At 33.8% G+C, this 19,943-nt stretch carries 25 protein-coding genes; 10 read left to right on the top strand and 15 right to left on the bottom strand.

The annotated features are described in order from the left end of the window. Positions 1 to 73 precede the first annotated feature (73 nt). From pstC to ABWU55_RS05915, 4 genes are all read left to right on the top strand, one after another. Entirely contained in the window at positions 74 to 1,162 is a 1,089-nt protein-coding gene (gene pstC / locus ABWU55_RS05930; RefSeq protein ID WP_038199744.1) for a phosphate ABC transporter permease subunit PstC, read from the top strand. A 101-nt stretch (positions 1,163 to 1,263) separates the two neighbouring features. Then, positions 1,264 to 2,691, top strand: a complete 1,428-nt coding sequence (gene atpD / locus ABWU55_RS05925) for a F0F1 ATP synthase subunit beta (RefSeq protein WP_010962432.1) — start codon at positions 1,264 to 1,266, stop codon at positions 2,689 to 2,691. 12 nt (positions 2,692 to 2,703) lie between these two features. After that, positions 2,704 to 3,048, top strand: a complete 345-nt coding sequence (locus ABWU55_RS05920; protein WP_006279902.1) for a F0F1 ATP synthase subunit epsilon — start codon at positions 2,704 to 2,706, stop codon at positions 3,046 to 3,048. Between the two features lie 426 nt (positions 3,049 to 3,474). After that, positions 3,475 to 3,654 (top strand): ankyrin repeat domain-containing protein, encoded by a 180-nt coding sequence (locus ABWU55_RS05915; protein ID WP_223823054.1) that lies wholly within the window; start codon positions 3,475 to 3,477, stop codon positions 3,652 to 3,654. Between the two features lie 176 nt (positions 3,655 to 3,830). Here the strand turns inward: ABWU55_RS05915 and ABWU55_RS05910 are convergent, their stop codons facing one another. From ABWU55_RS05910 to ABWU55_RS05890, 5 genes are all read right to left on the bottom strand, one after another. Further along, positions 3,831 to 4,016, bottom strand: a complete 186-nt coding sequence (locus tag ABWU55_RS05910) for a DDE-type integrase/transposase/recombinase (protein WP_338062968.1) — start codon at positions 4,014 to 4,016, stop codon at positions 3,831 to 3,833. A 240-nt stretch (positions 4,017 to 4,256) separates the two neighbouring features. Next, positions 4,257 to 4,403 carry an IS3 family transposase gene (locus ABWU55_RS05905; protein ID WP_080717648.1) on the bottom strand — a complete coding sequence of 49 codons (147 nt, stop codon included), beginning with the start codon at positions 4,401 to 4,403 and terminating at the stop codon, positions 4,257 to 4,259. 59 nt (positions 4,404 to 4,462) lie between these two features. Then, complete coding sequence (locus ABWU55_RS05900; protein ID WP_255322265.1) at positions 4,463 to 4,594, bottom strand: hypothetical protein; 132 nt, start codon at positions 4,592 to 4,594, stop codon at positions 4,463 to 4,465. Beyond that, on the bottom strand, positions 4,594 to 4,728 hold the full coding sequence (locus ABWU55_RS05895; protein WP_007548354.1) for an IS3 family transposase: 135 nt from the start codon (positions 4,726 to 4,728) through the stop codon (positions 4,594 to 4,596). Before ABWU55_RS05895 ends, ABWU55_RS05900 begins: the two co-directional genes overlap by 1 nt. Positions 4,729 to 4,937: 209 nt before the next feature. Next, positions 4,938 to 5,867, bottom strand: a complete 930-nt coding sequence (locus tag ABWU55_RS05890) for an AEC family transporter (RefSeq protein WP_006279391.1) — start codon at positions 5,865 to 5,867, stop codon at positions 4,938 to 4,940. Between the two features lie 463 nt (positions 5,868 to 6,330). Between ABWU55_RS05890 and ABWU55_RS05885 the strand changes: the two genes are divergently transcribed. Then, the gene (locus ABWU55_RS05885; RefSeq protein ID WP_010962461.1) at positions 6,331 to 7,494 is read left to right on the top strand and encodes a multidrug effflux MFS transporter; all 1,164 of its coding nucleotides are present in this window, start codon (positions 6,331 to 6,333) and stop codon (positions 7,492 to 7,494) included. A 27-nt stretch (positions 7,495 to 7,521) separates the two neighbouring features. Here the strand turns inward: ABWU55_RS05885 and prfA are convergent, their stop codons facing one another. Next, positions 7,522 to 8,601 carry a peptide chain release factor 1 gene (prfA, locus tag ABWU55_RS05880; RefSeq protein ID WP_007548640.1) on the bottom strand — a complete coding sequence of 360 codons (1,080 nt, stop codon included), beginning with the start codon at positions 8,599 to 8,601 and terminating at the stop codon, positions 7,522 to 7,524. Between the two features lie 98 nt (positions 8,602 to 8,699). Here prfA and yihA point away from each other — a divergent pair, with 98 nt between their 5' ends. The 4 genes from yihA to ABWU55_RS05860 all read left to right on the top strand — a co-directional run bounded on the left by yihA (position 8,700) and on the right by ABWU55_RS05860 (position 11,802). Further along, positions 8,700 to 9,293 carry a ribosome biogenesis GTP-binding protein YihA/YsxC gene (gene yihA / locus ABWU55_RS05875; RefSeq protein ID WP_010962460.1) on the top strand — a complete coding sequence of 198 codons (594 nt, stop codon included), beginning with the start codon at positions 8,700 to 8,702 and terminating at the stop codon, positions 9,291 to 9,293. Between the two features lie 4 nt (positions 9,294 to 9,297). Next, positions 9,298 to 10,209 carry an acetylglutamate kinase gene (gene argB, locus ABWU55_RS05870; RefSeq protein ID WP_209473400.1) on the top strand — a complete coding sequence of 304 codons (912 nt, stop codon included), beginning with the start codon at positions 9,298 to 9,300 and terminating at the stop codon, positions 10,207 to 10,209. A gap of 414 nt (positions 10,210 to 10,623) precedes the next feature. Continuing rightward, complete coding sequence (gene dut / locus ABWU55_RS05865) at positions 10,624 to 11,085, top strand: dUTP diphosphatase (RefSeq protein WP_006279458.1); 462 nt, start codon at positions 10,624 to 10,626, stop codon at positions 11,083 to 11,085. Between the two features lie 63 nt (positions 11,086 to 11,148). Further along, positions 11,149 to 11,802, top strand: a complete 654-nt coding sequence (locus ABWU55_RS05860) for a hypothetical protein (RefSeq protein WP_182282568.1) — start codon at positions 11,149 to 11,151, stop codon at positions 11,800 to 11,802. Positions 11,803 to 11,923: 121 nt separating this feature from the next. Here the strand turns inward: ABWU55_RS05860 and ABWU55_RS05855 are convergent, their stop codons facing one another. The 7 genes from ABWU55_RS05855 to yidC all read right to left on the bottom strand — a co-directional run bounded on the left by ABWU55_RS05855 (position 11,924) and on the right by yidC (position 15,834). Further along, positions 11,924 to 12,091 (bottom strand): hypothetical protein, encoded by a 168-nt coding sequence (locus tag ABWU55_RS05855; RefSeq protein WP_167471207.1) that lies wholly within the window; start codon positions 12,089 to 12,091, stop codon positions 11,924 to 11,926. 32 nt (positions 12,092 to 12,123) lie between these two features. Further along, positions 12,124 to 12,531, bottom strand: a complete 408-nt coding sequence (locus ABWU55_RS05850) for a transposase (protein ID WP_353286250.1) — start codon at positions 12,529 to 12,531, stop codon at positions 12,124 to 12,126. Positions 12,532 to 12,550: 19 nt separating this feature from the next. Then, positions 12,551 to 12,751 carry a hypothetical protein gene (locus tag ABWU55_RS05845; protein ID WP_010082383.1) on the bottom strand — a complete coding sequence of 67 codons (201 nt, stop codon included), beginning with the start codon at positions 12,749 to 12,751 and terminating at the stop codon, positions 12,551 to 12,553. Continuing rightward, positions 12,735 to 13,064: a transposase gene (locus tag ABWU55_RS05840; RefSeq protein WP_007548762.1), complete on the bottom strand. Its 330-nt coding sequence runs from the start codon at positions 13,062 to 13,064 to the stop codon at positions 12,735 to 12,737. The genes ABWU55_RS05845 and ABWU55_RS05840 overlap by 17 nt, the downstream gene beginning before the upstream one ends. 172 nt (positions 13,065 to 13,236) lie before the next feature. Further along, entirely contained in the window at positions 13,237 to 13,719 is a 483-nt protein-coding gene (gene nusB / locus ABWU55_RS05835) for a transcription antitermination factor NusB (protein ID WP_007549265.1), read from the bottom strand. Then, the gene (locus ABWU55_RS05830) at positions 13,719 to 14,147 is read right to left on the bottom strand and encodes a 6,7-dimethyl-8-ribityllumazine synthase (RefSeq protein WP_006279647.1); all 429 of its coding nucleotides are present in this window, start codon (positions 14,145 to 14,147) and stop codon (positions 13,719 to 13,721) included. The genes nusB and ABWU55_RS05830 overlap by 1 nt, the downstream gene beginning before the upstream one ends. Further along, the gene (gene yidC, locus ABWU55_RS05825) at positions 14,125 to 15,834 is read right to left on the bottom strand and encodes a membrane protein insertase YidC (RefSeq protein WP_095742636.1); all 1,710 of its coding nucleotides are present in this window, start codon (positions 15,832 to 15,834) and stop codon (positions 14,125 to 14,127) included. The genes ABWU55_RS05830 and yidC overlap by 23 nt, the downstream gene beginning before the upstream one ends. 134 nt (positions 15,835 to 15,968) lie before the next feature. On the opposite strand from yidC, the gene ABWU55_RS05820 reads away from it, so the two are divergent. Next, positions 15,969 to 16,484: a TIGR02281 family clan AA aspartic protease gene (locus tag ABWU55_RS05820; protein ID WP_006279648.1), complete on the top strand. Its 516-nt coding sequence runs from the start codon at positions 15,969 to 15,971 to the stop codon at positions 16,482 to 16,484. Between the two features lie 6 nt (positions 16,485 to 16,490). On the opposite strand, the gene secF is transcribed toward ABWU55_RS05820, so the two are convergent. Both secF and ABWU55_RS05810 read right to left on the bottom strand, forming a co-directional pair. Continuing rightward, entirely contained in the window at positions 16,491 to 17,366 is an 876-nt protein-coding gene (gene secF / locus ABWU55_RS05815; protein ID WP_010082185.1) for a protein translocase subunit SecF, read from the bottom strand. Positions 17,367 to 17,547: 181 nt separating this feature from the next. After that, a complete protein-coding gene (locus tag ABWU55_RS05810; RefSeq protein WP_353286249.1) occupies positions 17,548 to 19,830 on the bottom strand; it encodes a hypothetical protein in 2,283 nt (760 codons plus the stop codon). Positions 19,831 to 19,943: the final 113 nt, after the last annotated feature.

The following is a 19,943-nucleotide window of genomic DNA, read 5'->3' as shown; positions in this document are numbered from 1 at the left end:
TGTTTTACTTTATTGTCAAATAATGGTGAACTTGTATGACATTTTCGTAGAATAAAATTTGATGCATGGAAGAATGAATTCGGTGATAGTCATACCTGTCTTACTAATCCTTTTATTTTGTTTTAGTAGGTTTCAAGAAGTAAATAAGGTTAAATCTTATCTATATCTTAGTTGTGTATGGATGCTAACTTGGTTGTTAGTATTCTATAATAATTGTTTTGTAACTTTTATTTCTATAGCGTTACTTTTTTTCATGCTTGCTTTTATCTTTAAAAATAAAAGAAATAAGATAATAAAACTTTCGTTATTTGTGGCTTTGGCCATATCATTTTTTATCACTTTATTTATAATGCTGTCTATTTTTATTCAATCCATTAGTTTTTTTAATAAAGTAGCTATTTCAGAATTCTTGTTTTGCTTGAAATGGGGCCACAATGTAGTCACTATCAATGAAGAGAAGATAGGATGTTTTGGTATAGCGCCGCTTTTAGTTGGTACATTACTTATAACTATTATAGCAATGTTAGTTGTCGTTCCGCTTGGTTTATTTTCTGCAATATATATTAGTGAATATGCGAGTGAGAAAGTGCGTTATATTGTTAATACAACTTTGCAAGTTTTGTCTGCTATTCCTACGGTTGTATATGGATATTTCGCGGTTGTGTTTTTGTCTTTCTTTATAAAGCAGGTAGCAAATTTTTTTGGTTTAAGTATACACTCAGAAAGTGCCTTAGTTGCCGGTTTATCGATTGGGATAATGATTCTTCCTTTTATTATTTCTTTACTCGAAGATGCCATAAGATCTGTTCCAAAAAGCTTGCGTTATGGCTTCATGGCACTTGGTGCAACTCCAGCGGAAACTATATGGCATATAACAATACCTTATGCAATGCCTACAATTTTAAGTGCAATTTTATTGTCAATTTCAAGAGTGATAGGTGAAACAATGATTGTGCTAATGGCTGTGGGAATCAACGCAAATTTGACTTTTAACCCTCTTAATTCAGTTACTACCATTACCGTGCAGATCGCTACATTACTTACCGGAGATCAGGATTTCAATAGTGTACAAACTCTTGCTGCTTATGCGCTTAGTTTAGTATTGTTTATTATTACTTGGCTATTAAATGCATTTGCATTGTTTGTAATGAAGCGTAACTAGTAAGCGTTTTAATGTTGCAAAATTTCTATTAATAATATAAAATTTATTTTCTTTAGAAGTTCTTTTATGGAATTATAGTGTTAGGTGATAAAAATAAAGAGATGAATATAGGTAGAGCGATTAAGGTAACTCAAGCAGTTGTTGATATAAAATTTGAAGGTGAATTGCCTAAAATATTTAATGCTTTAAAAAGCAAACTAAAATATAAGGATAAGGAACTGGTTTTAGAAGTTTCGCAGCATATAGGTGACAATATAGTTCGTTGTATTGCTATGGATAGCACAGATGGCATGTCAAGGGGGGATGAATTTGTTGATACAGGTGCACCAATATCGGTGCCAATTGGGCGTTCAACTTTAGGAAGGATTTTTAATGTTGTTGGAGAGCTTATAGATGAGTGTGGTCCACTGAAGGGAAAGTATAACTTAGAGCCTATACACAGAGCACCTCCAAGTTTTACTGAACAGAGAATACAGGAAGAAGTTTTAGTTACGGGAATAAAAGTTATAGATCTTCTTGCACCTTATCTTAAAGGAGGAAAAATTGGCTTATTTGGTGGAGCCGGTGTTGGTAAAACAGTCCTAATAATGGAATTAATTAATAATATAGCAAAAGCTCATAAAGGATTTTCTGTGTTTGCCGGGGTAGGGGAGAGAACGCGTGAAGGTAACGATCTTTATCACGAGATGATCACTTCAAATGTAATAAATATAAATGAGCATGAAAAATCTCAAGCTGTTTTGGTTTATGGTCAGATGAATGAGCCTCCTGGAGCAAGGGCTAGAGTTGCTTTAACAGCACTTACTATGGCAGAGTATTTTCGTGACCGTGAAAACCAAGATGTTCTATTTTTTGTGGATAATATCTTTAGATTTACACAAGCTGGTTCTGAAATTTCTGCTTTACTTGGAAGAATACCGTCAGCTGTTGGTTATCAGCCAACCCTTGCAACTGATATGGGTGCAATGCAAGAAAGAATAGCTTCAACAACTTCTGGCTCTATTACTTCTGTGCAAGCTATATATGTTCCTGCGGACGATTTGACTGATCCAGCCCCAGCAACTACATTCTCTCACCTTGATGCAACCACAGTGTTGTCAAGGCAAATAGCTGAAATGGGAATATACCCTGCTGTTGATCCACTTGATTCAACTTCTCAGTCTTTATCTGCTGAAATCATTGGTGAAGAACATTATAATGTAGCTTCTGAGGTGAAACGTATATTGCAAACTTATAAATCACTGCAAGATATTATCGCAATACTTGGTATGGATGAGCTATCTGATGAAGATAAAATTATTGTTGATAGGGCTCGTAAGATTCAGAAATTTCTTTCTCAACCTTTTCACGTTGCAGAAATATTTACTGGCATGCCTGGTAAATTTGTTTCACTTTCTGATACTGTTTCCAGTTTTAAAGGGATTGTTGAAGGCAAATATGATCACTTACCAGAGGCTGCTTTTTATATGGTGGGGAATATAGATGAAGCAATAAAAAAGGCTGAATTAATACAAGCTGAAGCTAAATAAAAGTTAAAGATTATGAATACTTTTAAAGTGCAATTTTTCTCTCCTGATGATCAAATTTCATTCAGTGGAGTGGTTTCTCTTTCAGTAACTGGGCTCGAAGGGGAGCTTATGATTTTAGCTCACCATGCTCCTTACTTAATTTATTTATTGCCTGGTATGATTACTGTTAAAATGAGTAACCAAACAGAAAAGAAGGTTGTAATTGATAGTGGCGTATTAGAAGTTGCAAATAATAATTGTAGCATTATAACAAGTCAAATTCAGGTTTTTGATCGTGCAATTCATGATGAGAAATCGTTTAAAAATAAGAGAATTAGTATATATTTAAGTTATCTTGATGAGAAGTTTCTTTCTTAGTTATTTTAGGCAAAAAGTCAATTATCATTCAAGTGGCTATAAGATTTTTGCTCAGGGGGCTCTTTTTTGTCATCCCAGAAACCCCGGGGTGTCATCCCAGTGTCGGAGTACTTTAGGTGTATGATCCCAGAGTGTGATGGTATGGGACCATACACCTAATCAAATAAAAATTAAAGAAGGAGAGTTGGTTGTAACGGTTGGAGATAACGACTTTGTTTTACCTGGAATTTACGTTGGATAAACTACAAAAAATAACAGGTAAAAATCAACGTAAATTTAAGATAAATCGATTTTATTAGTATTATCAAATCAAAATCTGTTTTTAATTAATCAATAATACTTTTTTACATATTTTCATCCCCTTTCATGGATTTTTTAATTTTATAGATGATATCTAATATTATTAGAAGCATTGTAAAATATCTTATGAGAAAAGTTATAAAATATATTAGCATTATTGGTATTGCATGTTTAGTATTGTTATTTTTTATATCTAATGTGGAAACACGCGTAAAAACACAGGAAGAACAATTATTCCTAGCTGTAGAAGATGGTAATGCACAAGAAGTAAAACTATTACTCAAAAATGGTGCAGACCCAAATTGACCTTACCCAGAAAAAGTAGAGAGAAAGTTAAGACGTTTTTATCATGAGAATAAATTGTGCAGGAATGCAATAGTTAATAGTAGAATGTCTACGTTATTTGTTACAAAAGATTTCTATGTATTCAAATATGGCAGTTCTGGTTTGTTGAGCGAGAAGTATCAATAAGCAGCTCCCTTTTAAGTGAACTTTTCTGCAACAGAGTTATCGTAACAACAGCCCTTATGGCTCATGCTGGAAATGATGTTTTTTGTATTCAATAGAAATTGGTAATTTTGAGAGGTATACTGTGACCCTTGATCGCTATGTAACAGCAGATTTTTATCGGGTTTGCGTTTATCAACGGCCATCAATAAAGAATCTATAACTAATTATCATGTTACTCATTAACCACCATGCGTGAATATAGGTCAATTATTGCCGCCAACAACCTTCTTTAGTTTTTATGTAGGTAATCCCAAACTTTATTTGGCTGATCAGTAGTAAAATTTTGATCCAATGTGTTCGGAGCCACAACTCGGTTGCTTATTTGCTGTTTTTTATTTTTGAACCTTCGTCTAAACTTGGCTTTAATGCCATTTTCTTGCATAACACTTTGTACTGTTTTAATTTTTGCCTAAAGCTTTTAATTCAGCGTGAATTTTAGGGGCTCCATATCTGCATTTAGAAGCTTGATGTATTTTTTGAATATCTGCTAGAAGCCCTTCTTTTGCTAATTCTTTACTGCTTTTTTCCTTAGCAACCCATACCACCAGTACAAAACCCTACATAGTTCCTGTGTTTTATAGCAATTTCTATATAAAAGAATACTTTACTCTTTTTCTTTGCCCAGGGCTTTTTTTAAGATGTCTCTTTCTCTTATTAGCTCTTTTTTTAGATCAAATCTTTCTTTGTCATAAGGAGCCTTTGCCTGGAAATGCGTATGCTCCAGACATTTTTCCATTATATTTTCTTACTTAACATACTGCCATCTATACCTAGATCTTTTGCTATTTTTGTACTTGCTTGACCTGTTTCTTTAACCAGCTTAACAGCTTCTAATTTGAATTCTGCTGTATATTCTCTTCTATTTGTCATATTTTGAAAAAACGTTTTATTTTACTCCAAAAACGTCTTAACTTTCTCTCTACTTTTTCTGGGTAAGGTCAATTTACCGCCGCGGCGCTAACTAGTAGCGGGATGACGGGTTACCAAATTGTAGAAGTTGCTTTAGCTATAAATTCAAGTTTTATCAATGTCTTGTGTTGTTACCCAAATAATGGTTGTGCAAGCGCTTAATTTTTTGATCAAAAAGGAACAAGTTTAGTAAAAAATAATGATATTATTAGTGGAACATAAAACAGTCCCACTGCAGTACTGATTAGAAGCAACAGAGTAGCTTTATCTGGTTGATAATTCAAAATATTAGCAAGTATTATACTGGACCCAGAAACTGGAATAATAGCCAGCAACATCAGTGCTTTATATATGCTCTCATCGTATATACCTATAACATGCTTGTCTAAAAGGACAATTCCTAAAACAAACAGTGGCCAGAATACGTACTTTGCTGTAATAGTGATCAAAGCAAGCTTCCAATCTATTTTAAAGCTTGCAATATTCGCAATGCTCACTCCAAGTAGCACCATTCCTAATGTGACAAATGTACTTCTAATATTCATCATAACATCTGTTAAAAAAGTAGGTATTTGTATATCGTATATACTTAAAAAGAAGCCCAGAACCATCGCATAAAGCGAAGGAAGTTTGAACAACTTTAATATGCATTCTTTTGCGGTATAAATACCATTTGCAGCTATGTAAAATCCTAAGCTGTTTTCAAATAGCGCCATTCCTATATAACAAACAACATATACAGATACTGAATCTTCATCAAATAAAGCCATGGCAATCGGCAGGCCAAAATAACCCATACTTGTGCTGCCCGAGCTAAATGCTAATATGTTTCTTGTGTTATCCTTAAATAAAAAAGAAGAAAGATAATACACTGATAAGGACATAGTGCTACCTATAAACCATATCAAAATCGGCAGAGAAATTACTTTTAAGTTAACTTCTGTATGAGAGACTCCATATAAAATCACTATTGGATTAGCTATATAAAAAAGTATTTGAGATATAGTGTTTCTATCAATTTTAAGATATTTTCCTGCTAAGTAACCAATAAATATTGTAATATAAATAGGTAATATTTTGAGAAAAAGAGTAAGGAACATACTAGCCTATTGTAATATTTTTGATTGATAAAGTGACATTAGATCTTAAGGTGTTGTAAAAGTAAACAAAATTTATTTTCCAATTTATCCAGCTCATAGTTAATTAAATTAGTGCCAAAATTTGTTTTTACATAGGACTTAAGAATGACATTTGTATGATAAAATTATGTTAAGTTTCTGTAAAGCTTCTTGCATATTTTTGAATAATGACATATTTACTAAAAATTAAACTGCTTGTAGTAATTTAGACGGACTGTTGAAAAAGTAAGAGGAAATAAGTAAAGTTAGGACAGAGAGTAAGAGCTTTAACATAGTTGTCATATTTTTCTTTAATTAACCCTAGTGTCCAATTTATCCACCATTCCTTCACATGAGGTGTTTCTAACCATTTTAATAACAGTAAAAAATGTTTTCTTTCAACGCTTTAAATGTGATATTTTTATTCATTAATTAAAAATCTCAAATGTTACTACCATTTCTGTTAATCCTGTCTCTCATTGCCAAGTTCATTGAAATTGACATTTCCGTACCTAGTTTTCCTGATATGGTGCACTATTTTAACGTACCGGAAGGCATAATTCAATTAACTATTGCTTATAATTTCCTAGGCTTTTGCATAGGAGGGTTGTTTTTTGGTCCATTGTCTGAATGCTATGGCAGAAGGAGAATTATGATCATAGGTAACACTTTGTTATTAATCGGCGCTGTTGGTTGTGTTTTTGCACCGTCGATTTTTTGGCTTTTAATCTCTCGCTTTGTTCAGGGCATTGGTGTTAGCACATCTGTAGTTGTGTTTGCAATCGTTGCAGACAGCTACAAAGGCGACGAAGCGGTGAAATTTATTGGAATCATGAATTCTGTTCTTACAGTTGTCATGGCAATTGCGCCAGTGTTAGGCAGTTTCATCAATGAAATTGTAGGATGGCGTGGTAATTATGCAACTGTTGCAATACTTTGTTTGATCTCTTGGGTTTTGCTGCTTTTAGCGTTACCAGAAACAAAAAAGAACCGCGATATTTTCAGTTTGAAAAAAACGATGAAAGATTACAGAAAACTACTATCTAATCCGAGGTTTGTTACGTTGTCTTTGATGTCAAGCCTCTTTTCTGCTGCGTATATGTCATTCATTACTTGTGGACCTTTTCTGTATATGAAGACTTTTGGTTTATCTAGCACTATTTATGCACTACATCAAGGTGCAATAGTTGGGTGCTTCTCACTCATCAGTCTATTTGCTGGCAAAATCTTGCAGAAACTTGGAGCAATAAAGTGTGTAATTTCTGGTACGAGCGTGGGTGCTATTGGGTCTCTATTGCTTGTAATATTCAGTATAATTGTACCCCACTCTTTCTACTTAGTAACACTGTCTATGATTATTTTTTCTATCGGTTGTGCAATTTTCCAGCCAGTGATTTTTAATGCATCAATAAATGTTTTCCCTGAAATTAAAGGCACAGCTTCTTCTGCAGTCTCGTTCATTAGAGCTTTTATCATGGCTATTTTTATCGGCTTAACAAGCTACATTTACAATGGTCAAACAATTAGTGTAGCTGTTCTTGTTTTATCCGCGATAGTACTAGAACTTGTTTTTACTGTCTATCTATTGCGTTTAAAAGATCCTATGTAATTAATAAAGATATTCCATTGTAGGCTGCTAACTTTCCCCTGCCAATCTTTCTGCTTCATTACGTGAGATTAATGCCTCAATAAATTCATCTAGTTCGCCTTCTTTTATAATCTGCTCTAGCCGATGTGAAGTTAGATTAATTCTGTGGTCTGTTATTCTTGATTGTGGGAAATTATATGTTCTTATGCGCTCGGAACGATCACCAGAGCCAATCTGACTTTTCCTCATTGTTGACCTTTCCATTTCTTTTTTTTGTCTTTCAATTTCGTATAGCCTTGCCCTCAATACTTTGAGCGCTTTAGCTTTATTTTTATGCTGCGATTTTTCATCTTGCTGTATCACAACTATCCCTGTTGGCAAGTGGGTGACCCTTACTGCGCTGTCAGTTGTATTCACTGATTGCCCTCCAGGACCACTGGATCTATAAACATCTATTCGTAAGTCTTTTTCTTCTATTTTAAAGTCAACTTCTTCTACTTCAGGTAATATCGCAACAGTAGCGGCAGAGGTATGCAACCTTCCTGAAGATTCAGTTTCTGGCACTCTCTGTACTCTGTGCACTCCTGATTCAAATTTCAACCTTGCAAAAACTTCTGTTCCATTAATGAGTGCAGAAGCTTCCTTATATCCACCTATACCTGTATTAGAAATGCTTATTGGCTCGAACTTCCAATTTCTTCTTTCTGCATATTTTTGATACATACGAAATAACATTGCTGCAAATAATGCTGCTTCTTCTCCGCCTGTACCTGCTCTAATTTCTAATATTGCATTTCTTGAGTCATCTTCATCTTTGGGCAATAATGCTAACTTTAATTTTGCTTTTATTTTTGGTAATAATACCTTGTGCTTTTCGAAAAATTCTTCTTTTGCTAACTCTTTTATATCACCTTCGCTGTTTTCATCTTTCATTATTTCTTCTAAGTCTGAAATTTCCTCTTTCAGCGTGTTATATTCATCAATTATCTTGATTATTGGCCTGAGCTCAGAGTATTCCTTTGAAAGGGTAATGAATTCTTTTTGACTTAAATTGGTAGGATTTTCCAAATTCCTCTCTATATCATTAAATTTTTTCTTTAAGTCTTGTAAATTATTTTCCATATCCATATAGCACAGATCTAGCTAAGTAATATATACTGAAATAAAAAATTTCTTATATCAAGCAATAACACTATAATATACCTACTACCTTCTAGTTGAATATAATGGCAAAACAGATAACATCAAACTGCAATTTCATATTTGGAGCTTCGGATATAAAATCATTACCAAATGAGTCGGCTCCAGAGATTGCGTTTGCTGGTAGATCAAATGTAGGAAAATCCAGTCTGATCAACTTACTGATAAACAGCAAAAAAGCTGCCAGAGTTTCCTCTAAACCTGGATGCACTAGACAAATAAATTTTTACTCTATGTACGATGATAAGTTCAGACTTGTTGATCTACCAGGGTATGGCTACTCTCATGCAGGCAAGGAGGAAATTATACAATATTTAAACTTAATTGAGTATTATCTAATTCAAAGAGAAAATCTAAGAAGAGTGTTTGTGTTGATAGATAGCAAGGTAGGATTAAAAGAAATAGACAAAGACTTCATTTATTGGTTAATATATAATAACATTAACTTTAACATTGTGCTAACAAAAATAGATAAAGTAAGTCAAAAAAGCTTAGGTGCTGTTATAGAAGATATTCAAAAATGGATTAATAATGAGAATGTGTCAATTCATCAAATGAGCATCCGTGTTAAGCATAAAATAACCAAGGTAAGAGATGAGTTTTTCAAGTTTACAAGATAAAAAAATGAAGAGTAGTGAATTTTTAAAGGGTGAGGTATCATTTGAACAAAAAGCAGAAATATTACTTGAAGTGCTATCTAACATACCTAGCTTTGTAGGCGAGACTTTTGTCATTAAATGCGGTGGTACAATAATCTTAGATGAAACACTATTTAATACTTTTGTGCATAATGTTGTCTTGTTGAAGCAGCTTGGTATAAATCCGGTAATAATTCATGACGGAGAATATGAAATTAACTCAGTGTTAAAAATGCTGGATATGAACAGTAAGTTTGTGAATGGTATCAGACTTACAGACAAAGACACTATGAAAATCATTGAAATGGCACTGTGTGGTTCAGTTAATAAAAAAATTGTTCAGTATATAAATTCTGCTGGTGGTTCAGCTATTGGATTATGTGGAAAAGATGGTAACTTAATTAAAGCCGAAAAAATAACCGCTACGCTTAGAGAAGATAGATCAAATAATATCGAAAAGATATTAGACATGGGGTTCATCGGTAGACCCACTGAAATCAATCCTGATATATTATTTTTTATTGAAGAATCAGATTTTATACCAGTTATTGCACCAATTGGTCATGGAAAAGATGGGGAAACATATCATATTGATGCCGATAGCACTGCAAGCGCAATCGCAATCGCAGTTTCTGCATCTAAAATGATAATCTTGAGTGACACAGATGAAGAAATAGATAAAATTGGTGGCAGGAAGATATCTGTTAAAAATTTAAATGCATCGATTGATTGTGGGAAAATTAAAGGGGAAAAATTTATTGAAAGGCTTATGGCATACGTTAAAATGGCGGAGGAATGTGCTGGAGTTGTTCACATAGTTGATGGTAGAATACCTAACATTATGCTTGATTTATTTACTGAGAGTAATTCAAGCATATCGATTGTGAGTGATTTATAGCTATACTGCTTGCAACTACACGAATACCAAGAGGGTGTCATTCAAGTAGCTGACACTGGAATGACAACAATCTACGTCATACCGCGATTCATTCGCGGTATCTCTAGATCCCGCTAACAAGTAGCGGGATGACGGTTGTCAGGGTGTCATCCCAGCGCCCTTATGATGTCATCCCAGTGCCCAGACACTGGGATCCAGAAGACTTAATTTCAACCAAGTGGCTGCATAATAAGGACTAGATTCCAGACTGGAATGACATCATAGAGGCACTGGGATGACAAAAAAAGGAGCACTGAACTTGTCAAGGAATTTTATGGCCTAGCGTCACGCGCTGGAATGACATCATTTACATTTATCACTTTTGCAGATACAATTTACATGCTATAATTAAGTCTTCATAGATGGTAAATTGGAGTGCAAAGAAGTAAAATTAAAGTAGAAATAAAAAGATTATCACACGGAGAAGACTTGTCTCTTCCATGTTATGCAACTACGCAGAGTGCTGGCATGGATCTTTATGCTGCATTGAATGATTCTGCTGTTTTAAATCCACTTGAAAGATTACTTGTTCCAACTGGAATTGTGATTGCAATACCAAACGGTTTTGAGGGGCAAATCCGCCCACGTTCTGGTCTTGCTGCAAAACATGGAATCACTGTCTTAAATTCTCCGGGCACTATAGACTCTGATTATCGAGGTGAAGTTAAAATTTGTCTAATTAATCTAAGTAATCAGCCATACGAAATAAAAAGAGGAGATAGAATCGCACAAATCCTTATTTCTCCTGTATCTCAGGTAATTTGGGATGACAGAGAAGAATTCTGCGCAGAAGAAACCGGTCGCAATGCAGGGGGCTTTGGCTCAAGCGGCAGGTAGCTTACGAAAAAGCTTGACTATGACAGTTTTTTTATTTAAGCATATTAATATTTGAGGTCGTTTATGCTAACTTTCAAAAATCACTGTGGTCAATTCCACAAAACAAATACTGCACTTGTTGCACTTACTTCTTTGTATGTCATAGGCGCAGCAGTAGCACTTTCAGCACCATATTGGGTGTCTTCAACTTGCACGCTTGCTCCACTTGCAGCTTTTGCAGCTACACCACTTGGAATCGGTATATTAGCAATTGTTGCTGTTGCACTGGTTAGTTCAGCAATGTACGCTATCAGCAAAAACAATGAAATATCTGAGTTGAGAGCTCCGAAGATTGTTGTTAATAACGATAGAAAAAACGGTAAAGAAACAGCATTGCTAGTAACAAAAGACACATTTAAGGAAATGGCAAGGAATAACCAAGTTAAAGATGAAGAAGGTAAGGTAGAAAAGGGTAAACATTATATAGCCTTCAGCTTAGAAGGCAAGAACTACCGTATTATTGTTGATATTAATCAGCTTACCAATACGCTAGGCAATACTTTACTCTTCGAGATAGGTTCACTAAAAGAGAAAAACGATGAAGGTAAGTTCGAGGCAGTAAATGAAACAAAGTGGAATAAAACATTAGGTTTAGACAAAGATGGTGCTAAAGGGGTTAACACTTATTTAGGCTCACTTATTGTTGAACAAGTTGCTTCTCAACAACAGACAGTATAGCCAAGTGAAATAAAAGAGGTAGATTAAGTCTGCCTCTTTGTTTTTTTTGATTTTTAGTGTTACGCGCATAACTGCATGGATGTTGCGATTCTCAAGGCAACGTATCTGTTTAGATGCATGGCTAATGCTGAAACAAAAATTCCAGTGTTCCCTTTCTTGTCATCCCAGTGCTTGACACATAACTGTACAAACATTCATTTTTGAAGGTAAATTGCACAACAGATAATGTCATTCCAGTGCTCCCTTTCTTGTCATCCAAGTAGCTGACACTGGGATGGCTTTGTTGCATCACACTTTATGAGATGGTGATTTATGGTAAATTCATGTAACTATCTCAAATTTAGCCATACCAATATCAGTGAATTTATTAAGCAAATAGCATTTGATTAGCAGTTCTTTTTCTCGATTTATCTCAGATTTATTCCTAAAACTAAATCCGAATATTTGCTTTAATCTTGAGAAAAACCCTTCAATATAAGATCTTTTCCCATAATTTACTTCTTTTTTCCATTCTTTCATGCCATCTTCACCGTATAATTTTATTAACCTAATAGCAGCATTCCTGTCAGACATATAATCTATTTCTGGATGTTCTGCCGCATTGTTTATTGGTGGAATTTTTGTCTTTATATCATATTCGTTACACAACTTATAAAACTTGTGCCTATCACATGCCCTATCTGCATATAGTACTTTTATGACATACTGAAAATCGACTTCTTTTAGCAAATCACAAGCTCCATAGTGATCAGCCGTTACTGTATTTTACAGCTATGGCTTTTTTGCTGTTTGTATTCAACATTACATGCAATTTTCTTGTCTGTTCATAGCTGCGATACTTTCTATCTTCGCTATTTTCTTTGCTATGACCAGGAGTGTTGTTGTATATACTAATTCCTGTACTGTCTATAGCAATTTCGATATCTTCCATATTATTTTCTGCAATCATTGATCTTAATATTGAGTTTCTTAAACCTTCTTGATGATTGTGAATAGCTGATAACTTGCAAATTTTTCCCAATTTGCTCAAGGTATCCTGCTATAAACCCAACTGTTTGCCTCAGGCCTATTCTAAATAAACAAGTTATTATGTGCACCAAAATTACAACTTTATCGCTATAAATATTGTTGCCACCTGGTATTTTTGGACCATTCTCGTACCACTTTTCTATGGCTTCGTTGATATAATGAAAAATATTTCCTCTTTTTTCTAGAAATTTGTTATATTCGCTATGGTTACTGACCCTCATTTTTTGTGGCATATTTTTTCTTTCAAGGTTAAATGGCTATTTTATAATGAATTTTGTCAGTAGCCACCAGATTTTTTCAGTTGCTATGCAACAAAGCCATTCCAGTGTCAAGCACTGGGATCTGGTAGACAATGTTCATACAGCAGCTACTCGGATGACACCTTGTGCTTGCTGGCTATAATTGCTAAGGATTTTTATTTAATTTAACTGCATCTTTTGCCTTATCCAATAACCCATTAATAAAACCAATTTCGCTTGGTTTATCAAGTAAATCAGATGCAATGTTAGTATATTCATTAATGACAACTGGAACTGGCGTATCACAATTAGCTAACTCACATATTGCAACACGCAAAATAGATAAGCTTATAAGATTTAACCGTGAAAGGGACCAACTTGGGTGTAAATAAGACTCTATTATTTTATCATATTCTTCACTGCTTTTTATAACCTTATATAACAAGTTTTCTAAGAACTGATGTTCAAATTCTTCACATTCAAATATATCTTTCAACTTATTTATGTAGTCCTTAAGCTCACAATTTTCCAGTTTAAAAGTGCTTTTGTTGTAACCTACGAAAATATTTGAATAAGCAATTTGTACAGCAAGAAATCTTGCCGTGCTTCTTTTTATGCGCCACTTTTTATCTACTGGTTTTTCCTCCATTATTTTAATTTATTGTGTAAATCTATCATACGCAAAACAGTTGAGGCTGCATGGCCACCAACGTTCTTTTTGTTTTTATCAGCTCTAACTAGTGCTTTATCTTTGCTGTCAGCGGTAATTACACCCATACCAAGGGGTATTGCATAATGCATAACAACCTCATTTAAGCCTTCAATTACTCCTTTACAAACATATTGATAATGATCGGTTTCACCGCGAATTACGCACCCAAGAGCTAAATAACCATCATAATTAGTATGCCCACTCTTGACTGCAAAAAGAATTGTAGCTGGTATCTCAAATGTACCAGGAACCTCAACTACATCGTAACTGGCATTACTGCCTTTTAATTTATCAATTGCACCTTCAAGCAAAAGGTTCGCTATTTCAGTATAATAAATCGAATTAACTATTAGTATTCTCGACATTTACTACCACTTTTTTTGTTAAAAACAACTTTATTAATGACTGTTGAATTAGAGTTATAATATTACTAAATATCCAATATATTACCAGGCCGGCAGGAAAAGAAGAAAAAATAAAGACAGAAATGTAAGGTAAAAACTTCATAACATTTACTTGAATATCATCTTTACTGGTTTGATCTTTCTCACTTAGCTTCTGCTGAATTATCATGGTGGCACCGAAAATTATAGGTAAAATGCCTATAGAAATAGGAAAGTTATAATTAAACAACCCAAATAATGTAAAGATGTTCGTTGGGTCAGGAGCTGAAAGATCCTTAATCCATAAAAAAAAAGGAGCATGCCTCATCTCTATAGTAACAAATAATACTTTATATAGAGCAAAAAATACCGGTATTTGTATTAGCATGGGAAAAATGCTCGACATTGGATTTACGTTGTTTCTCTTAAACAATGCAATTGTCTCTTTATGCTGCTTTAAGCTGTCATTTTTATACAACTCTTTTATACGAGTTAATTCAGGCTGCAGGCTTTTTACCTTAAACATCGAAATATATGATCTATTAAATAAGGAAAGCATCAAAAGTTTGATTACTAAAGTCAGCAATAATATTGCTAAGCCAAAATTTTTTAAAACGAAGTTAAAATATTCAAGCAGTAAAAACACTGGTTTAGTTATAAAGTAAAGAACACCAAAATCTACAGCTTTATCAAACAGGGGTATATTGAGAGTGTCCTTATAAGAATCCAGTAAATTCAACTTTTTTGCTCCAGCAAAAAAATAATTCACATTAGAAACGCTTGCACCAGGAAGTATGCTCTTGTAAGGTTTGACAAAATCTACTTGGAATTTATCAGTATTATTAACGTTTGTGTGTTTAATGCTTACATTTATTTTATCAGATTTTTCAGGTATGATGGCTGTGAGCCAGTATTTATCAGCAAAACCAAACCAATTTTTTTCACTCGTGCTTGCTTTTATTAAATGTTTTTTGGAAATATCCTTATATGTCCACTCCTCTAGTTTATTATCAAATGCACCCAGTACTCCTTCATGGGATATCCAATAAGATTCGTTGATATTGTCACGTTTACGGTTAATTTTACCATAAGGAACCAAAACTACATTATCCTTTGTATTATTTTCAACAACTTGCTCAACTTTAAACATGTAATTATCGTCGAGGTTAATTTTCATTCTAAATAAAATGCCATTCTCATTGTCCCAAGATAAATTGACCTCTTTTTGATTAAGTTTATCTGCTCGCCAGACTGCTTTAGAATCTGGAACTTTAATCTTGTTACTCGGATCGAGCCACCCAAATTCTGCAAAATATACATCTTTTGATTCTGCAGGTGACAGTAACACCACTTGTGGAGAAGAAGAACTCGGTTCTAAGTGGTAATTAGTTAAAATTAAGTCATCAAACCTTGCACCTTTCAGAGAAATTGATCCTTTAATCATGTTATTGGTTAAACTAACCCTCTGTTCTCGAGTAGAATTAATAATTTCAGAACGATTTTGGTATATTATAGGAGCAAGGTCGTTAAAAGATTCGATATGTTCAATATTTTCAATCAATGGCTGGTTTTGGTTTGTACTAAAAAAATTATCATAAATAATACGCCAAGACACCATGATTAACATGGAAAGGATAGCTGCCAAAATTAAACTTTTTGCTTCTGACATGAAATTAAATCAAACATATCTTCTTAAAGTGTATACTAAATATTGTACTAAAACAATGAAATTTACTTATTTTTAATAATAACTTTTAACGCTGATCTTTAAAATTTATTTTAATAGCTTCAAATTTTAACAATATGAACGCGGTGAAAAATCTAGTTATTTGGTTGCTAATAATAGCCACTACTGCAATGCTTATTGATTCACAAAGGGACAAACTAAGCGACAGATTTCTCAGTACTTTTTTACCATATAAAGGAAGAATTCAAAATAGCGGTCAGAATAGTGGAAGTATTGAATTTACGAAGTCATATGATGGACACTTTTATATTCAGGCTCAAGTCAATGATCGCAATATAACGTTTTTGCTTGATACTGGAGCAACCGATATTGTTCTATCACAAAAAGACGCATTACATGTTGGTATTAACTTACAAAATGTTCAGGATTTTAAAATATATGAAACTGCGAAAGGTCAAATAAAAGCTGGAGTGGTTCAAATACCTCAAGTTAAAATAGGAAATTTTTTGATTAATGATGTACAGGCAAGCGTTAACACTCATTCTATGTCTCATTCACTACTTGGAATGAGCTTTTTAAGGTATTTTCATTTCACTATAAGAGATAATAAGTTGATATTATACCGCGACTAAACACTTCTACAATCTACTTATCAAAGCTCTGTAGGTCAATATAGGAGCAGAAATAAATATTGCAGAACAAGTGCCAATCAAAATACCAAAAAAAATGATCAAGCTGAAGTCTCTCACTGCATCTGTGCAGATTAATACCAAAGGAAGAGCAGCAAGAAGGGTTGTACCAGAAGTTAATATAGTGCGAAATAATGTAGCGTTGATACTTGCATCTACTACCTCACTCATCCGCCCACTTTTACCACTCCTGCGATACTCTCGAATCCGATCATATATAATTACTGAGTTATTGATTGAATAACCAATGACAGTAAGGAGAGCTGCAACTGATGAAATATTAAACTCAATGCCAGTTAGGCTAATAAAACCAACAGTTAAAATCACGTCATGAATCAGTGCTGTTATTCCACTGAATCCACATTGCCAATTAAATCTAAACCAAACGTAAAAAAATATTCCAACAATCGCGATCAACATGGATAACATTCCTTCAAATATTTGTGTTGAGCTTATTTGTGGGCCAACATAGTCTATTTTACGATAGCTTATTGAGCTCCCCAGCTTTTCTTCTAGTATGCTTTTTATCTTTTTGATTTTATCTTCATCTCCTTCATCTTTAAAACGCATGACTAAATTATCACCCGCTTTTGAACTCTGCACTGTAAAACCATTTTCTTTTAATGCATCGAGAATAGAGTGATTCTCATCTGAAGATTTTATCTCTATCAAAATTCCGCCTGCAAAGTCTATGCCTAAGTTCACTCCACGCAGCACAACAGTGAATATTGAAAAGATGATAAGAATAATGCTAATTAATGCAGTCAAATCCCTATATTTACTAAACTTGATATCGAGGTTGTCTGGAATGAGTCTAAGTGCCATGCTATTTACTTAAACTTGAATTTTATATACTTTTCAAAAAATTCACTAGTTTATTCTGTGATTGTTTGATTATGTCAATTTTTCCATCAGTTAATTCTTGTCTGTCAATTAAGTTCTATCTAGCTTGCATACTACCATTTTGAAGTACATTACAAAAGCGAAATACTGCCAATTTGGCCCATCATTTTATCTCTGCAAGCTTATCCCCCCTTGCTATGTTAGCAACGCAACCTAAGCTAGGTTCCTTCATAGCAGTGTTAGGTACACTGCCATATCTTTCAAAACTTTCATGCTCTATAGCTTCCTCAACACTTTTTCCTCCTAAAAGACAGTTTTCCCCTAAACTTTTTCCCCTATTTTTTAACTCATTAAGCCTTGCTCTGTTTTCCCCATCAATCTCCACTTTTATTTTATTGCTGCCTTTCTCACTAGGACTTAGATAAATACTTATCTCTCCTACCTCAGTAGTAAAAGACATTTCAATACCACCTTTTGAGACATCCATGTAATTTCTTTTTCCCCCTATTTCTTCTACATTTTCAACTCTTACTATACTTTCTCCAATTTTGAGTATGCCAACTCTTAAATTTAAGTCTTTGGCTTTTTCATTGTTTAGGATTTCTGCAACTTCAACAATACTATCTTGCGAGTACTCTATACAAAAATATCTATTATCCTTGTCTACTCCTAATACATTTTGAGTCTGCTTGCTTTTGTTTACAATACTTTCATATGCTAAACCTTTTAGCTTGCTTTCAATTTCCTTACATTTCTCAGAAAGACCATCATCAAATCCATTACAAGTAACTATCTGCTCAAACTCATTCCCATCGAAAAAATTATGGCGTTTTACTTTCCCACCTTCTAACAATAAATTACTAACAATGCTTTTGATAATGTCCTCTTCGGACACTTCATTTTTTTTGTTACAGTTTTGATCTTCACTTTCTTTATTACAGTTTTGATCTTCACTTTCTTTATTACAGTTTTGATCTTCACTTTCTTTATTACAGTTTTGATCTTCACTTTCTTTGTTACAGTTTTGACCTTTACTTTCTTTGTTACAGTTTTTATCTTTACTTTGATAGGGAAAGTTATCAAATACAAAAGTGTTACTTCTGTTACTTATATGACTACCACTAGTAAGATCTTTTATTTCTTCAAATACTGTATTTGTTACAGTTTTGTTACAACAACTACATTTTAAATTTAACATTACTTCTTTTTCTAAGTATTTAGCTACTATGCACTTAATACTTTCTGGAGTATTTTTTATATCTTTTTGTTCATTTTGTTCTGTTATACCTCTCACCTCCCCACAGCATTTATCAATCAGATCCTGTTTACTTTGAGTTAACGACATTTTTAGTTTCATAAAAAGTGAGTCTTTTAGAAAAGGATTATCATCTTCTAGGTCCCGATCATTTTCTGAATCCAAATCATCTGTTAACTCCATTGAATCAAGATTACCTGAACTATAGTACGAACCCTTTTTTGAGTCCGAACTATCTTCTGAGTTCCCATCACTATCTGACCAATTGTCAACTTTCGGAAATTCTGAGCTTTTCTGTTCACCTTCAAAAGTCTGATTACTACCACCAGCGCCCTTTGTCAAATTTTCTTTATTTTCACAAGAACCACCTAAAGAATAGCCTTGACCCTCTTCTTGATCTGAAGCACTTAATTTACTATAAGTTGCTTGACTATAACCATTGAAGTTATAACCTAAACCATTACTACCATGCTGTAAAGGATCGCTTTCAAAAGTTTGTGGATTATCACTTTCACCTAACAAACCACCATTTGTTGGATTACATACATTTTCTGTATATTTTTGATTATTTTGTGCTTCTATTTTCCTCTTCTTGTACAACGGTTCAAACTGATCAATTTCAATCGATCGTACTCGTTTCCTTGAAGGAAAGTCCTCTGGAATCTGATCCTCATCGTCAGAATTGTGACCTGAATCACAAATTACATGATCATTGCAGGTAGAATTATGCTCTTGACTAATCAAGGAAAGCTGAATTAGATTGCTAAAAACAATATTATCTAGCTGTACTGAATCAGTACTTTCAAAAATTTGTGGATTATTACTCACGTCTGGCAAATCACCTGATAAACCAGTCTGATGATTATTTTCACCTACCCAACCATCAGTTGGTGTTGGAATGCATATTCCTGTATATCTTTGGCTATCAAGAGAATCATTAGTTAATTGTACTGCTGTATAAGTTGTCCGGTCATCCTCATCATCGGAACTAATACCTGAATCATGGCCATCACCTTCTTCAATCTTTTGAGTTTCTATATCGTGTTCATTTATTTCGCTCGACGAATCATAGTTGGAAGGGTTATACTGTTGATTAGGACGTTTAAAAATTTGACGCCAATCGCTGTAAGGCTCCTTAAAATCGAAAGGAGTGCGTATAACTTTTTCCTTGCCTGATACCCCACCATTCATATTGTATAACCATTACTCACTAATCCCTTAGTGAATATCGTAATATATAGGTCTGTCAATAAAAAAATATAACTTTCTTTGGTTCTAACCTTTGCAAATCAGTATCTATAGCT

This window comes from Wolbachia endosymbiont (group A) of Crataerina pallida (assembly GCF_964028475.1).
GTDB lineage: Bacteria > Pseudomonadota > Alphaproteobacteria > Rickettsiales > Anaplasmataceae > Wolbachia > Wolbachia pipientis.
This window is presented reverse-complemented; position numbering and strand designations above follow the sequence as displayed.

Coding starts and splice junctions, on each gene's coding strand:
- ABWU55_RS05840 (WP_007548762.1), bottom strand. CDS start 13,064: ATGCCACAAAAAATGAGGGTCAGTAACCATAGCGAATATAACAAATTT.
- yihA (WP_010962460.1), top strand. CDS start 8,700: ATGGCAAAACAGATAACATCAAACTGCAATTTCATATTTGGAGCTTCG.
- secF (WP_010082185.1), bottom strand. CDS start 17,366: ATGGCACTTAGACTCATTCCAGACAACCTCGATATCAAGTTTAGTAAA.
- ABWU55_RS05845 (WP_010082383.1), bottom strand. CDS start 12,751: ATGATTGCAGAAAATAATATGGAAGATATCGAAATTGCTATAGACAGT.
- ABWU55_RS05820 (WP_006279648.1), top strand. CDS start 15,969: ATGAACGCGGTGAAAAATCTAGTTATTTGGTTGCTAATAATAGCCACT.
- ABWU55_RS05885 (WP_010962461.1), top strand. CDS start 6,331: ATGTTACTACCATTTCTGTTAATCCTGTCTCTCATTGCCAAGTTCATT.
- ABWU55_RS05890 (WP_006279391.1), bottom strand. CDS start 5,867: ATGTTCCTTACTCTTTTTCTCAAAATATTACCTATTTATATTACAATA.
- argB (WP_209473400.1), top strand. CDS start 9,298: ATGAAGAGTAGTGAATTTTTAAAGGGTGAGGTATCATTTGAACAAAAA.
- pstC (WP_038199744.1), top strand. CDS start 74: ATGAATTCGGTGATAGTCATACCTGTCTTACTAATCCTTTTATTTTGT.
- prfA (WP_007548640.1), bottom strand. CDS start 8,601: ATGGATATGGAAAATAATTTACAAGACTTAAAGAAAAAATTTAATGAT.
- atpD (WP_010962432.1), top strand. CDS start 1,264: ATGAATATAGGTAGAGCGATTAAGGTAACTCAAGCAGTTGTTGATATA.
- yidC (WP_095742636.1), bottom strand. CDS start 15,834: ATGTCAGAAGCAAAAAGTTTAATTTTGGCAGCTATCCTTTCCATGTTA.
- ABWU55_RS05810 (WP_353286249.1), bottom strand. CDS start 19,830: ATGAATGGTGGGGTATCAGGCAAGGAAAAAGTTATACGCACTCCTTTC.
- ABWU55_RS05900 (WP_255322265.1), bottom strand. CDS start 4,594: ATGGAAAAATGTCTGGAGCATACGCATTTCCAGGCAAAGGCTCCTTAT.
- ABWU55_RS05855 (WP_167471207.1), bottom strand. CDS start 12,091: ATGCAACAAAGCCATCCCAGTGTCAGCTACTTGGATGACAAGAAAGGG.
- ABWU55_RS05920 (WP_006279902.1), top strand. CDS start 2,704: ATGAATACTTTTAAAGTGCAATTTTTCTCTCCTGATGATCAAATTTCA.
- nusB (WP_007549265.1), bottom strand. CDS start 13,719: ATGGAGGAAAAACCAGTAGATAAAAAGTGGCGCATAAAAAGAAGCACG.
- ABWU55_RS05860 (WP_182282568.1), top strand. CDS start 11,149: ATGCTAACTTTCAAAAATCACTGTGGTCAATTCCACAAAACAAATACT.
- ABWU55_RS05895 (WP_007548354.1), bottom strand. CDS start 4,728: ATGACAAATAGAAGAGAATATACAGCAGAATTCAAATTAGAAGCTGTT.
- ABWU55_RS05830 (WP_006279647.1), bottom strand. CDS start 14,147: ATGTCGAGAATACTAATAGTTAATTCGATTTATTATACTGAAATAGCG.
- ABWU55_RS05915 (WP_223823054.1), top strand. CDS start 3,475: ATGAGAAAAGTTATAAAATATATTAGCATTATTGGTATTGCATGTTTA.